At 66.6% G+C, this 13,926-nt stretch carries 14 protein-coding genes; 8 read left to right on the forward strand and 6 right to left on the reverse strand.

Annotation, left to right across the window (positions count from 1 at the left end):
- Positions 1–54: 54 nt before the first annotated feature.
- From HGK58_RS06400 to HGK58_RS06420, 6 genes are all read left to right on the forward strand, one after another.
- Positions 55–573: a TasA family protein gene (locus HGK58_RS06400; protein WP_168626652.1), complete on the forward strand. Its 519-nt coding sequence runs from the start codon at positions 55–57 to the stop codon at positions 571–573.
- A complete protein-coding gene (locus tag HGK58_RS06405) occupies positions 570–1,451 on the forward strand; it encodes a hypothetical protein (RefSeq protein ID WP_168626653.1) in 882 nt (293 codons plus the stop codon). The genes HGK58_RS06400 and HGK58_RS06405 overlap by 4 nt, the downstream gene beginning before the upstream one ends.
- On the forward strand, positions 1,448–2,161 hold the full coding sequence (locus HGK58_RS13750; RefSeq protein ID WP_246865370.1) for a hypothetical protein: 714 nt from the start codon (positions 1,448–1,450) through the stop codon (positions 2,159–2,161). The genes HGK58_RS06405 and HGK58_RS13750 overlap by 4 nt, the downstream gene beginning before the upstream one ends.
- Positions 2,158–2,769 (forward strand): signal peptidase I, encoded by a 612-nt coding sequence (locus tag HGK58_RS13755; RefSeq protein ID WP_349236147.1) that lies wholly within the window; start codon positions 2,158–2,160, stop codon positions 2,767–2,769. The genes HGK58_RS13750 and HGK58_RS13755 overlap by 4 nt, the downstream gene beginning before the upstream one ends.
- Before the next feature lie 36 nt (positions 2,770–2,805).
- Complete coding sequence (gene glgP, locus HGK58_RS06415) at positions 2,806–5,367, forward strand: alpha-glucan family phosphorylase (RefSeq protein WP_168626655.1); 2,562 nt, start codon at positions 2,806–2,808, stop codon at positions 5,365–5,367.
- 129 nt (positions 5,368–5,496) lie between these two features.
- Entirely contained in the window at positions 5,497–5,862 is a 366-nt protein-coding gene (locus HGK58_RS06420; RefSeq protein ID WP_168625523.1) for a hypothetical protein, read from the forward strand.
- 7 nt (positions 5,863–5,869) lie between these two features.
- On the opposite strand, the gene HGK58_RS06425 is transcribed toward HGK58_RS06420, so the two are convergent.
- From HGK58_RS06425 to HGK58_RS06440, 4 genes are all read right to left on the reverse strand, one after another.
- The gene (locus tag HGK58_RS06425; RefSeq protein WP_168626656.1) at positions 5,870–7,168 is read right to left on the reverse strand and encodes an LCP family protein; all 1,299 of its coding nucleotides are present in this window, start codon (positions 7,166–7,168) and stop codon (positions 5,870–5,872) included.
- Between the two features lie 105 nt (positions 7,169–7,273).
- The gene (locus HGK58_RS06430) at positions 7,274–8,023 is read right to left on the reverse strand and encodes an ABC transporter permease (RefSeq protein WP_168626657.1); all 750 of its coding nucleotides are present in this window, start codon (positions 8,021–8,023) and stop codon (positions 7,274–7,276) included.
- Positions 8,024–8,043: 20 nt separating this feature from the next.
- Positions 8,044–8,934, reverse strand: a complete 891-nt coding sequence (locus HGK58_RS06435) for an ABC transporter ATP-binding protein (RefSeq protein WP_168626658.1) — start codon at positions 8,932–8,934, stop codon at positions 8,044–8,046.
- Positions 8,931–9,287 carry a GntR family transcriptional regulator gene (locus HGK58_RS06440; protein WP_168626659.1) on the reverse strand — a complete coding sequence of 119 codons (357 nt, stop codon included), beginning with the start codon at positions 9,285–9,287 and terminating at the stop codon, positions 8,931–8,933. The genes HGK58_RS06435 and HGK58_RS06440 overlap by 4 nt, the downstream gene beginning before the upstream one ends.
- A gap of 86 nt (positions 9,288–9,373) precedes the next feature.
- Between HGK58_RS06440 and HGK58_RS06445 the strand changes: the two genes are divergently transcribed.
- Positions 9,374–10,789, forward strand: coding sequence for an amidase (locus HGK58_RS06445; protein ID WP_168626660.1), 1,416 nt, complete (start codon positions 9,374–9,376; stop codon positions 10,787–10,789).
- Between the two features lie 7 nt (positions 10,790–10,796).
- On the opposite strand, the gene HGK58_RS06450 is transcribed toward HGK58_RS06445, so the two are convergent.
- The gene (locus tag HGK58_RS06450; RefSeq protein ID WP_168626661.1) at positions 10,797–11,216 is read right to left on the reverse strand and encodes a hypothetical protein; all 420 of its coding nucleotides are present in this window, start codon (positions 11,214–11,216) and stop codon (positions 10,797–10,799) included.
- A 55-nt stretch (positions 11,217–11,271) separates the two neighbouring features.
- Here HGK58_RS06450 and HGK58_RS06455 point away from each other — a divergent pair, with 55 nt between their 5' ends.
- Positions 11,272–12,498, forward strand: coding sequence for a glycosyltransferase (locus HGK58_RS06455; protein WP_168626662.1), 1,227 nt, complete (start codon positions 11,272–11,274; stop codon positions 12,496–12,498).
- On the opposite strand, the gene HGK58_RS06460 is transcribed toward HGK58_RS06455, so the two are convergent.
- Positions 12,485–13,921, reverse strand: coding sequence for an NAD(P)/FAD-dependent oxidoreductase (locus HGK58_RS06460; protein WP_168626663.1), 1,437 nt, complete (start codon positions 13,919–13,921; stop codon positions 12,485–12,487). The two genes, HGK58_RS06455 and HGK58_RS06460, sit on opposite strands and share 14 nt — an antisense overlap.
- Between the last annotated feature and the right edge of the window lie 5 nt (positions 13,922–13,926).

The raw sequence follows: 13,926 nt of genomic DNA on the forward strand, positions 1-13,926 counted from the left end.
AGGCGGCCGGCACCGAAGTTCCATGTCAGGACGACGGACCGAGGAGGTGACCCGATGAGCGAATCAACAAGCCGCAAGACCAAGAGCGCCGGAGCAATCCGCACGTTGCTGATCACCACGGGGACCCTCCTCGGCGTTGTCGTGTTTTCACTGTTCGGAGTGGGCGGCTCGTACGCCTACCTGAACTCGGCAGCGACAGGCACCGGAGCGGTGCTCCAGGCGGGTACCGCTGAGCTCACGGTCAGCACCGGAACGCTCTCCATGGCGAACTTCTACCCGGGCAAGGTGGAAACAGCCGGGTTCACGGTCACTAACAACGGCAGCGTCCCGCTCGCGTTGAGCGTCAGCTCGATCGCCGGGAACTTCGCCGCCAACGGGCTCACCGCAGCAGTGAGGTCGGGAGCATGCGCAGGCACGGGTACGCCGGTCACCTCCGGATCGCTGGGCGTAGTGCTGCCAGCCGGCGGCACCACGGACATGTGCCTCACCGTATCGATGGCCAACGACGCCCCCGCGAGCGCGATCGGCGCTGCGTCGTCGCTCACCGTCAGTCTGACGGGAGTCCAACAGTGACCCGCGAACGGATGCCGCGGCGCCTGCGCAACACGGCCATCGGCGTTGGACTGACCATCTTCCTGGCACTGAGCGCTACCGGCGTCCACGCGGCGTGGACGGCATCCACCTCCAAGTCCGCAACGGCCACAAACGGCACGATCGGTATCACTTCTTCAGGAATCGACGGGCTCGGAACCTCGTACGCAAGTCAGAACCAGTCTGCGGCTGCAAAGCTCATCACCTTGACCAACAGCGGGTCGACGCCTTTGACGATCTCGTATGCCACCGTCACCAATGAAGATCCTCTGGGTGGCGTGATTCGTCTCGCCTTATGGCCGAAGCCAGCTGGCGCCTGTCAATCCAGCCCTCCTACCGGTGCTTACACGACATTTTTCACTGGAGGAGTGAAAATCCTCAGCGGCATGCCGTCGTCGGTGAACCCCGGCACGAGCGTTCAACTCTGCGCCGTCACGACATTCACCGGTGACCCTGCGACTTACGCAGGTCAGAGCATAACGCCGTCACTTGCGTTCACGGGGACCGTTGGCACCAGTTGGTCAGCAGCGGGCTCCGCACAGCAGTTCACCCAGTCCGTTGCGGGAGTACCGAACCCCTTGAACGTCAAGTGCACCACTGTCGCCATCGGCGACAGGAAGGCTATTGACATCACGTGGGAAGCAGCCCCTGCCACCGTCGACGGCTACGTAATCGTCTACCGCGGCACCGTTCACGAGAAGGCTCCCAGCGGCCTGACCATTCGTTTTGAGCACAATGAACTAGGCGGACAGGGGACGACGCTGACGGTGCACGCCGTCGTCGGCGGTCAACGTTCGGGTGGCATCGTCGTTCCTATCCTCCGTGACCCGCCATCGATCTCTTGCGTGCCAGCAGCATGATCACCGGCACGCGCTCGATCACCGTGGCGGCTGTCGCAGGCACCCTGCTCGCCATCGCGGCCGCTGCTCCGGCAGCCGCTGCCGTGCCCGGCGTTCAGGTCAGCCGCGATGGCGTCACCTACGGGAACATCCTCGCCGCGCCGGTCTTCTCGACAACACCGAACCTGGTGCCCAACGGTTCCGCCCAGGCGACTTTCTGGCTGAAGAACGAGTCAACGGTGCAGACGATGCTGCGCATTGACGCGGCGAACATCACCCTGACCGGCGATGCCGAGGGCGCCTTTCTGCTCCAAACCTCGACCGCAGCAGGAAACTACGTCGGACAGCCTGCAACCCTCGACCCCACGTCTGACTGCACTGTTCTGCTCAGCGGCGTCCATCTGATGCCAGGACAGATCACGACGGTCACCGTCACCGTTCACATGGCCGACCTCACCGGTCAGCGCGGGCAGAACGCCTCCGCGAGCGCCGACCTGCTGGTATCACTCCGCGACGACATCGCATCCGACGCCGACCTCGCCGCCTGCCCGCCCGCTGCCAACGAATTCCCGGTCTTCCCGTCCGCCGGGACATGGACGTCGCTGCCGTTCACCGGCGGCACTGTGAACGCACCGCTGATCGCGGCTGCCGGCCTGCTCCTCGGCGCCGGCCTCTGGTTCGTGATCGCCGCGTACCGGCGTCGTCGCCGAGACGAAGAGGTGCAAGCGTGACGACGACGGATGCCGTCGAGGAAGTCGCCGCGGAAGCGGCCGAACCGGAGAAGCGCAAGGGCGTCCTGCACTACATCGGCGTCGGACTGAGCGGCGGACTGCTGCTGCTCGTCGCCGCGTTGGCTGTGCTGCTCATCGCGCTGCCGGCCGCCGTCGGGGGGATGCCGCTCACGGTGCTGACGAGTTCGATGGAGCCCGGGCTGCCTCCCGGCACGCTGATCGTCGTGAAGCCCACACCGGTCGAGGAGATCCGGGTCGGTGACGTCGTCACGTTCCAACTGCGGTCGGGTGAGCCGATTCTCGTCACACACCGCGTCATCGAACGCTCGGTGAGTTCCAATGGCGAAGTGGCGTTCGTCACCAAGGGTGACAACAACGACCTCGCAGATGACCCGATTCGCGAGATCCAGATCCGTGGCACGCTCTGGTACTCGTTCCCCTGGCTGGGCTGGGTGAACAACGCGTTGAATGGCGAGGCCCGCGGTTGGCTCGTGCCGCTGGCCGCTGGCGGCCTGTTCGCATACGCCGGCTACCTCGTCATCAGCGCGAGCGTCGCATCGGCGAAGAAGCGCAAAGTGGCATCCGACGAGTCAGCCACTGCCTCCTGAGGCCCCACTGACGACCGTCGCCTAGGCTGTGCACTCGTGAAAGCCATTCGGAGATTCACCGTCCAGCCAGTCCTTCCCGAGTCGCTTTCCGCGCTCGACGAGCTTGCCACCAACCTCCGCTGGTCGTGGCACGAACCGACGCAGAGACTGTTCGAGCGCATTTCGCCGGTCGGCTGGGCGGCCTCAGGCCACGACCCGATCGGACTGCTCGGCACGCTGGATGCCGAGCGCATCAACGAACTCGCTGCTGATGAGGACTTTGTACGGACCGCCGACGCGTTGCGCGATGACCTCAGGTCGTACATCAGTGAGCCGCGTTGGTATCAGTCATTGGGAGCGGAGGCTCCACGCGCAATCGGCTACTTCTCGCCGGAGTACGGCATTGCCGCTGCCCTGCCGCAATACTCAGGGGGTCTCGGAATCCTCGCAGGCGACCACCTGAAGAGCGCATCCGACCTTGGTGTCCCGATCATCGGCGCCGGCCTGTTCTACCGCGCTGGGTACTTCGCCCAGTCGATCCTGCGCGACGGATGGCAGCAGGAGTCCTACCCGGTACTGGATCCGGATGGCCTGCCCTTGAACGTGTTGCGGCATCCGGATGGCACCGCGGCCCAGGTCGCACTCGGGCTGCCGGATGATCGTGCACTGTACGCGCGCATCTGGCAGGTTGCGGTCGGTCGCGTCACGCTGCTGCTGCTCGACACCGACATCCCCGAGAATGACGACGACCTGCGCTCTGTCACCGACCGGCTCTACGGCGGTGGGGGAGAGCACCGCCTGCTGCAGGAGCTTCTGCTCGGCATCGGCGGTGTGCGCGCCATCCGCACCTTCTGCTCGATCACGGGCGCGGCGGAACCCGAGGTGTTCCACACCAACGAGGGCCACGCCGGATTCCTTGGCCTCGAGCGCATCAGCGACCTGATCGGCGACAGCGGTCTGAGCTTCGACGAGGCGCTTCAGGTCGTGCGCGCGGGCACGGTGTTCACGACCCACACGCCCGTTCCGGCCGGGATCGACCGGTTCGACTCGGCGCTCATCGAACGGTACTTCTCCACCGGCCTGCTGCCGGGTGTCCAGACCTCCGACGTGCTGCGGCTCGGCGAGGAAGACTACGAGGGGGGCGCTCCCGGCATGTTCAACATGGCGGTCATGGGCCTGCGCCTGGCCCAGCGCGCCAACGGGGTTTCGCAACTGCATGGCGAGGTGAGCCGCCGCATGTTCGGTGCCCTGTGGCCGGGATTCGACCCGGATGAGGTGCCGATCGGCTCGATCACCAACGGCGTGCACGCCCCCACCTGGACCGACTCGCAAGTCGCAGCACTCGCGAAGGACCGGCTCGAGGCATCCGACACCACCGCGGCCAACTGGCAGTCTGCCGCGGTCAGCGACGACGATCTCTGGCAGCTCCGGGGTCGCCTGCGCAAGCAGCTGGTCTCCGATGTGCGCCGGCGGATGCAGGATGCGTGGGTTCAGCAGAACCCGGGTCTCACGCCGCCGCCCTGGTACGCGAACCTGCTCGACCCGAACATCCTCACAATCGGTTTCGCGAGGCGGGTGCCGACGTACAAGCGCCTCACGCTCATGCTTCACGACGAGGACCGCTTGCGCGCCATCCTGACCAACCCGGACCGGCCAGTGCAGCTTGTCGTGGCCGGCAAGTCGCATCCGGCCGACGACGAGGGCAAGCGGCTCATCCAGAGGCTCGTGCAGTTCTCGGATCAGCCGGACGTGCGCGAGCGCATCGTCTTCCTGCCCAACTACGACATCGCGATGGCAGCGACGCTGTATCCGGGCACCGATGTGTGGCTCAACAACCCGCTGCGCCCGTTCGAGGCGTGCGGAACGAGCGGCATGAAGGCGGCGCTCAACGGCTCGCTCAATCTGTCGATCCTCGACGGGTGGTGGGCGGAGTACTTCGACGGTGAGAACGGCTGGGCGATCCCGTCGGCGGATGCCGCTGGTGACTCCGCCGAGCGAGACGCACTCGAGGCGGGCTCGATGTACGACCTGATCGAGCACCAGGTCGCGCCGCGGTTCTATGACCGGGATGAGAATGGTGTGCCCACCCGCTGGATCGAGTCGATCCGGCACACCCTTGCGTCGTTGTCGCCCGAACTCAGCGCCGACCGGATGGTGCGCGAGTATGTCGAGGCTCTCTACCGGCCGGCCGCGGTGTCGTCGCGTGCCGTAATCGCGGATTCGTGGGCGGGGGCGCGCGAGCTGGCCGCGTACAAGGAGCGCGTGCGAGCCGGATGGCACGGTGTCTCAGTCGGCAGCGTCGAGTCGGGCGGTGTTGACGCCGTCCCACAGGTCGGGGACGAACTGCGAGTGAGAGCCAGCGTGCATCTCGGGGAGCTGGCTGCGACGGATGTCGCGGTCGAGCTGGTCTACGGGCGGCCGAAGGCGAGTGACCAGCTCAGCGAGCAACAGCGGGTGCGGCTGGAACCATCTGGCGCCCACGCATCCGGTGTCGTGGAGTTCTCCGGCACGGTGCTGCTGGAGCGTGCGGGAAGCTTCGGCTACACGGTGCGGGTGACGCCCAGCCACCCGGCGCTGACGAGCCCGGCAGAGCTGGGCCTGGTCGCGGTCGCACACTGACGGCGATCCGCGGGTCGAATTGCCACGCGCGGGTCGAATTCGACCCGCGCGTGGAAGTTTCACCCGCGCGTGGCGCTTCCGCTGCGACTCGCGGCCGACGAGGCGACCACACCCAGTACGCTCGAAGCCATGTCAGAAGCTCCTCGACGCAGACCCGAGTCTGCGGAGGTCCTCGGCTTCTACACGGCCCATGTTCGGGCTCGCCCGATGCCGGTCTTCGAAGCACTTGTGGACCGGCTCGATCCCGGTCCTGGTGCCCATAGCCAGTTCCTTGCCGACCCCGCCGCCAGCCTCATCGTCGCTCAGGGTGGCTGGTGGTACCGGGCCGAGTACCGGGTCGTCCCGGATGAACACGGATGCCACATCGAGCACACCCTGCTGAACGTCGCCAAGACTGCGCACCGGCTTGGGCGCTTTGTCGGACGCAAGGAGGTCGAGGCTGCGCCACGAGTCTTCGAGGAGCTTGTCGAGGACGTGCGCCTCAGCGTCGAATAGACGCCGGTCAACCGCGCGCGGTCTGGCCAACGGAACACGTCTGTTGTGCGGCCGTCTGCCCGTGAATGGTATCGGGCAGTTCCACGACCGGGGGCCCGGTGGCGGCGGGAGGTTCAGCAGTCCCTGGCTCGCCCGTTTCCGGCGTTCCCGGCTCCGCGCTGCCGGGGTCGGCGGGCGCGCTTGGTGCGGGTGAGGCGGGCCCACTCTCGCCCTCAGCGAGGACCGCTCCGCCTCCGGTGTCGCCAGTCAGGGTGACCGGCACGTCCGACTTGAGCGCATCCATGAGCTTTTCGCCGTCGGCCTCCAACGGAAGAACACCCTGAATGCCGCCGCTCGAACCGTACGCCGTCGGGTACTGCGCGAAAGTGATCGCTTCGAGTGGGATGTCCTTCAGCGCCACCGCGATCGACATCATGGTGTCGAGGTTCTGCAGGCTGTTGGACAGCTGCATGTTCTCGGCGGCCGCCTTCGCGAGCCCGTACAGCTTGTACGGGTCAGACAGCGTCTCGCTGCTCTTCACCGTGCGCATGAGCGACGACAGGAAGACGTACTGGTTGTTGATGCGGCCCAGGTCCGAACCGTCGCCCACACCGTAGCGCGTGCGCAGGAACAGCTGCGCAGCGTCGCCTTGCAGGGTGTGGATGCCGGCATCCAGCTTCAGGCCGATCTGGAGGTCGTTGATCGGGGTCGCTACACACACGTCGACCCCGCCAACGGCGTTGGACATCTGAATGACACCGTTCATCTCGATCTTCGCCGCGAACGGGATGTCGAGTCCGGTGAATTGCGAGATCGTCTCGACCGTGCAGGCGAGGCCGCCACGCTCAAGCGTCGTGTTCAGCTTCGCCGACCAACTCGAGCTGACCGTTCCCTCACCGTCCGGATCGGGGCACTCGGGCACAGGGACGAACAGGTCTCGCGGGAAGCTGACCACCGTTGCGTGGGTGTGGTCCTCCGAGATGTGGAGCAGGATGTTGACGTCGTTCAGCGTCGCCTCGCGCTTGCCGTACCGCGGGTCGCCCTCACCGCTGTCACTTCCGACCAGCAGGAGGTTCACGCCGCCCTCGATGGCGCCCACGTTCGGCGGTGCGCCAGTCTCGCCGATGAGCGAGACGCCGGGCTTGATGCTGCTCGCAATACCCCACACCGCTATCCCGACCACCGTGAACGTGCTGACAAGCACGACAGCGAGCGCCACTCCCAAGTACTTCGCGGCGATGGCGATGGGACCGGGGGCGCTCAACTGCCCATGTCGGGCGATAGTTGAGCCATAACGCCGGCGTGCTCGCGTGGGCAGATCGCTCATTTGCTCGATCATAGGCGCGCGTCTTCGAGAATTCGGTGCGAGCGCAAAGAGCGCAAGGGCCGCCCGGGATGCCCGGGCGGCCCTTGCAGGGTGGAATCAATCAGGTCAGTTACGCGGTGTTGCCCTGCGCAGGATGAAGAATCCGACAATTCCGGAGATGATCGTGGGCACCAGCGTCCAGGTGACAACCCCGACGACGCCCATCTCGACGAACCACGCTCCGACCGCCATCCAGTGCGCGCCGAACGTGATCCACAGCACGGCTGCCAGCAACACCAGGACGAGCGCGCCGAAGAAAACCAGCATCCCGTTCGTTCGCCACTTCACGTACACCGCCGCGGTTGCCGCACCGACAAAGAAAAAGAACGAGAACAGCAGGAAGGTGATGTACAGGCGCTGCAGGAATCCGCCATCGCCGAAGTAGATCGCGTTGAACATCGAGCCGCCGACGTACCAGCCGCCGGTGGCCTGCTCGATCTCGCCGAGGACCGATATGAGCAGTGCCCACGCCGCGGACAGCATCACGAACGTCAGCACACTGCCCAGGTAGAAGTCCCGGCGGGTGACGCTGTAGCCCTGTGCGAACGGGAAGGTCAGGTTGATGGCCTGCACCGCCACAACCATCATGTAGACGAAGATGAACGTGCTGGCGCCGGAGTACTGCATGCCCTCGCTCGCATCGGCGAAATCGGATGTCGACAGTGACGACTTCAGTGTCCACCAGATGACGAAGTTCACCGCGAAGATGAACCCCAGGATCATCAGCGGCACCCCGAATAGGGCCATCCGGTTCACGACGTGGAGCCGAACGACGCTCCAGATGCGCTGGAACTCACCGCCCTTAGCAACATTCATGGGTCGAATCGTTGTTGTTGTCATGCGCTCTGCTCGAATTCCTTGTCGGTGGTGTTTGTCTTGCGAACGATCAGTTGCTGCAGCGAGATAGGGGTGAGCTCGATCCCCGCCGCCTGAGCCTCGCGGCGCTCGTCTGCGGCGAGACTTGCGACGGTGACGGATGCGATCCCGCCGATCGACTGCCGGTGCAGCACCTCGCGGCTCTTCACGAACTCCTCGACGGCGCTGCGCTGGCCCACCAGGTTGGTGGCCGATCCGCGCAGTTCCTCGGCCGGCTGGTCGATGATTATGCGGCCCGCATCGAGCACGATGACGTGTTCGAGCAAGTTGCTCACCTCGTCGATCAGGTGGGTGGAGAGAATCACGGTGCGCGGATGCTCGGCGTAGTCCTCGATCAGGCGGTCGTAGAACAGCTGCCGCGCCACCGCGTCGAGGCCCAGATAGGGCTCGTCGAAGAAGGTCAGCGGAGCGCGGGATGCGAGTCCGACGATCACCCCCACCGACGAGAGCTGGCCGCGGGAGAGCTTCTTGATCCGCCGGTCGACCGGGAGCCGGAAGTCCTCGACGAGCTCTGCGGCGAAGTCGGCATCCCAGTTCTTGAAGAACCACGGCGCACTCTTCAGCACGTGCTTGACCTGGAAGTCATCCGGGTATTTCTGGCTCTCCTTGATGAAGCTGACGTTCTGCAGCACCGACGCGTTCTCCACGGGGGACTGGCCGAAGATCCGGATGTCCCCGTCGGTTGCGAAGTCCTGCGCGGTCAGCAACTGCATGAGCGTTGTCTTGCCGGCCCCGTTTCGGCCGAGCAGGCCGTAGATGCCGTTCTCCTCAACCGTGAAGCTGACGTTGTCGAGGGCGGTGACGTTGCCGAACCGCCTCGTGAGGCCGGTGACCTCGATTGTCGTCGTCATTCGACTCCCTCTTTTCTGATCATGTCTGCGAGCTGTTCCCTGGTGATGCCGAGCTTGTCGGCCTCGTCCACCAGGGGCTGGATGTAGTCGTTCCTGAACTGCGTGCGGCGCTGCTCGACGATGCGAGTCCGTGCCCCCTCGGCGACGAACATGCCGATTCCCCTCTTCTTGTACAGAATTCGCGAGTCGACAAGCAGGGCGACTCCCTTCCCGGCGGTCGCCGGATTGATGCGATAGAAGGAGGCGAATTCGTTGGTGGACGGGACCTGTCCCTCTTCGGGGAGCAGGCCACTGATGATGTCGTTCTCGATCTGCTCTGCGATCTGCAGGAAGATCGGTCGTGAGTCATCCATTCGGACCTCCTTTCGGGTCTATTGGTTCGTTACTCCACTAACCAACCATAGAAGTAATGAAGCTGTCAACCCTTAGGCTCGGGAACGTGTTCGAACTTCACCACTTGACCGCGCAGGAGCAATGGGACTGGCTGCACCGGGGTGAGATCACCCCGCAGGAACTCGCCCAGCACTACCTCGAGCGCGTCGAACGGCTGAACGGTGATCTCGGTGCCTTCGTGACTGTGACCGGCGAAGCGGCGCTCGAACGCGCGGCCCTGGTGCGGAAGTCGGTGCCGCGCACCGCAGCGCTGTGGGGGATGCCGTATGCGGACAAGGACCTCATCCGGCGGGCGGGAGTGCCCGCCGGGTTCGGCTCGCGTGCGTTTGCAGGGTTCGTCCCGGAGGAATCCGACGACCTCGTGCGCGTGTTCGACGACGCCGGCGCAGTCAGCCTCGGCAAGACGAGCGTGCCGGAGTTCGGCATGCCCTCCTACACCGAGAGCCAAGTCGCTCCGCCTGCGCGCAACCCCTACGATCTCTCGCTCGGCGCGGGCGGCTCCAGCGGCGGCGCCGCGGTCGCCGTCGCGGCGGGCCTCCTACCGTTCGCGCCGGGTTCGGACGGCGGTGGCTCGATCCGGATCCCCGCAGCAGCGACCGGGCTGGTCGGCCTGAAACCGTCCCGCGGGCTGATCCCGGCCGGGACGGGCCTCGATTCGGTCGGCGGACTGTCAGTTCCCGGCCCGCTCGCGCGGACGGTTGCGGATGCCGCAATGATGCTCGATGCGATGATCGCCGGCGGTGACTACCCGTTCACTGTTCGCGCACCGCGCTGGGACGGCGGCCCGCTGCTGTCAGCTGCAGTGCGCGGCGAGGGCCGTTTCCAGCTCGCCGTCACGACCTCATCACCGTGGGATTCCGAGTACGACATCGAGGTGTCGCGTGAGGCGAAGGAGGCCCTCGAGCTCGCGTTGCGAGAACTCGACGCGATCGGACACGGCATCGAGACGATCGACCTCGAGCCCCAGGACAGTTACGCGTCTGCCTTTCGCACCGTTTGGCAGGGTGGGGCGGCGAACCTGCCGGTCGACGACGACCAGCTCGACCTGCTTGAGCCGCTGACCCGCTGGCTCGTCGAGCGAGGGAGGCAGACGTCGGCAGGGGCGCTGGCCACCGCGCTTCGCGTGTTGTCGGACTTCGAGCGGTCGGTCATCCGCCAGTTCGCGCCGTTCGATGCGATCGTGACGCCTGCGCTCGCGCTGACTCCGCGCCCGGTCGGCTGGTACGACAACGACGATCCGGAACGCAACTTCGAGCAGCAGTGCCAATACACGCCGTTCACCAGTTTCGTGAACGTCTCCGGGCTCCCGGCCATCTCGCTGCCTGTTGCGGTGACTGCTGACGGCCTGCCGATGGGTGTGCAGCTGATCGGCCGCCCAGGGGGCGAGCACGTTCTGCTGGCGATCGGTGCCCAGCTTGAGCGCCGCCTGCAGTGGCAGCGCAGGCATCCGCCCATGTGGTGAGCGGCCGTCAGACGTACCCGCCGTCATCCAACCCGGCCTCGATCTCGAACCGGTTGATGAGACCGTCCTGACCGGCCGCGACGTACAGCGGCACGAACGCCAGGCCGTAGCGCTTCCACTGTGCGCGGTGAACCGCCTCATGCCGCAGGATGCGCGGATGCAGTGCGCTGTGAGTGAGGAACACCGCGCCGATCGTGGTGCCACCGCGACCGAATGACCACCGCGGCATCCGGCGGGCCACGATGACGCCTCCCATCGGCCGTATCCGGCCGAGGCTGAGCGCACCTCCCCAGATCAGAGCACAGCCGGTCGCGAACCAGTAGCCGGGTCGCACGACCACCGGATGCAGCAGGGCTCGGCGCAGGCGCGGGCGACGCGCTGTCCACCCGACGGCGCGCGTAGCCAGCGCCTCGATTCTGCTGAGCACGCAACCAGTTGTACACCGAAAGAACCGGCAGGCGCGCTCCTCTACAGTTGCGTACATGGCAGCTACGCCGCGGCGGGTCGCGATGGTGTCGATGCACACCTCGCCCGCCGAGCAACCCGGAACTGGGGATGCCGGCGGCATGAACGTCGCTGTGCTGGCGTCCGCCAGCTCACTCGCGGAGCGCGGCATCGAGGTCGAGCTGCTGACCCGTGCGACGGGCGAGCCGGCGGTGACCGAGCTCGAGCCCGGCGTGACGCTGTTCGAGTTGCCCGCCGGCACCTACGGTCCGCTCGACAAGCAGAGCCTCGCCGCGGTGTCCGATGAATTCGGAGAGGCCGTCGCGACGCTCGCCGGTCGGAAGAGCGCTCGCTACGACGTGATCCACGCGCATTACTGGCTCAGCGGGATCGCGACCTTGCCGGTGGCGATCGAGCTCGGACTGCCGTTCGTGCAGAGCTTCCACACCCTCGCGGCGATGAAAGGCCGTGAGACCGGTGCCCTCGAGCCGGAGCGCCGGCGCCACGCCGAGGCTTACCTGGCCACCCAGTCCACCGCCGTGATCGCGAATTCGGCCGCGGAAGCGACAAGCCTCATCGACGAGGTCGGCACGCCGACCGACCGGGTCTGGGTGGTGCCGCCCGGGGTTGATGTCGACCTGTTCCGTCCGAATCGGGCGGACGCGGGGGAGCGGGTCCGCTCAGAGCTCGGCATCGAAGCAGGCAGGCCGATCCTCGCCGTTGTCGGGCGCATCCAGCCGCTCAAGGATCAGGCGCTCGCCCTCGAGGCTCTCGCGGAACTGCGCGCCATGCGCGGCTGGTCGCCGGTTCTCGTGATCGCCGGTGAGCCGACGCCGGGCGATGAGGGGTACGCGAGTGGATTGCGGTCGCTGGCGGCGGACCTCGGTATCGCGGACGATGTCCGCTTCGTCGGTGCGGTGCAACGCAACCGGCTGGCCGACCTGCTGGCGACTGCGACGCTGACGCTCGTGCCGTCGCACAGCGAGACTTTCGGGATCGTCGCCCTCGAGTCGGCGGCAAGTGGCACGCCGGTCGTCGCCTTTCGAGCATCCGGTCTCGTTGAGTCGGTGTCGGATGGGCACTCCGGACTGCTGGTCGACTCGCGGACGCCGCGCGACTGGGCGAACACCATCGACGGGCTCCTCGTGGACCCGCCAGCGCTCGGTCGGCTCTCGGCGGGAGCGCGCGACTACGCTCTCGGCTTCACTTGGGCGGCGTCAACCAGCGCCCTCCTCGACGTCTACCAGGCGATCATCGAGCCGTAGTTGCGATGGCCGGTCCTGGCCGTCCGAAGCCTTCCAGCAGGCGCAACCACAGTTCGCTCATGGTCGGGAACGCAGGCACCGCGTGCCAGAGCCGGTGGATCGGCACCTCACCGACGACCGCGATCGTCGCCGCGTGCAGGAGTTCGGCGACCTCGCGGCCGACAAGCGTGACGCCGAGCACGACCTCCCGATCCTCGTCCACGACCATCCTGGCCTGCCCCGCGTAGCCGTCGGCGTGCAACTCGGCACCAGAGACGCTGCTCAGGTCGTAGTCGACGACCCTGACCCGCTTGCCCGCCTTGCGCGCCTGATCGGCAGTCAGGCCGACGACGGCGACTTGGGGGTCGCTGAACACCACGTGGGGCACGGCGGCATGGTCGGCGGTGGCCACGTGAGTTCCCCACGGCAGGTCGTCGACGTGCTGGCCCTTGGCTCGCGCGGCGATGACGTCCCCGGCAGCTCGTGCCTGGTACTTGCCCTGGTGGGTCTGCAGCACCCGATTGTTGGCATCGCCGACCGCGTAGAGCCAGTCGTGGCCTTTCACGCGCAGTGTCTCGTCGACGTCGAGCCAGTCGCCACCCTTGATGCCGACGGACTCGAGGCCGAGGTCGCCGGTGCGTGGCACCCGTCCGGCACCGACGAGCAACTCCTCGGCGATGATCGTCGTGCCGTCGCCGAGCGAGAGGTGGACCCCGTCAGCGAGCCGCTCGACGCCGACGACCGCAACGGGCGTGCGGATGTCGACGCCAAGCGCCCGCAACCCGCGTTCGACCGCCTCCCCGGCGAACGGTTCCATCCGCCCGAGCATGCCGCTGCGTGCGAGCACCGTCACTGTCGTCCCGAATCCGGCGTACGCGGTCGCGAGCTCAGCGGCGACAGCCCCTCCACCGAAGATCGCGAGGCTTGACGGCGCGTGCTGGGCGCTCGTCGCCTCGCGGTTGGTCCACGGACGCGCGTCCACCATTCCGGGGATGTCCGGAATGAGGCTTGCCGAGCCGGTGCAGACGGCCACCGCGTGGCGCGCCTCGAGTTCGCTGGGGCCGTCGGAGCCGTTGACCAGCACGCGGCGTTCGCCCGTGATCCGGCCATGCCCGCGGTAGAGGTCGATGCCCACGCTCTCAAGCCAGTCGACGTCCCCACCGTCCTGCCAGTCGTTCACGAACCAGTTGCGGCGGGCCAAGGTCGCGGGAACGTCGAGCTCGCCGGTGATCGCCTGCTTCGCGCCGTCGACGGAGTGCGCGTGCTGCAGCGCGTTCGCGCTGCGCAGCAGCGCCTTCGATGGAATGCAGGCCCAGAACGAGCACGAACCGCCGACCAGTTCTTGTTCGACGACTGCGACGGAGAGTCCACCTTGGGCGGCGCGGTCGGCTACATTCTCGCCAACTGGACCCGCCCCGATCACGATCAGGTCGTAGGTTGCCATGGCTC

Origin of the sequence: Cryobacterium sp. BB307, from assembly GCF_012274275.1 — a bacterium.
Lineage (GTDB): Bacteria > Actinomycetota > Actinomycetes > Actinomycetales > Microbacteriaceae > Terrimesophilobacter.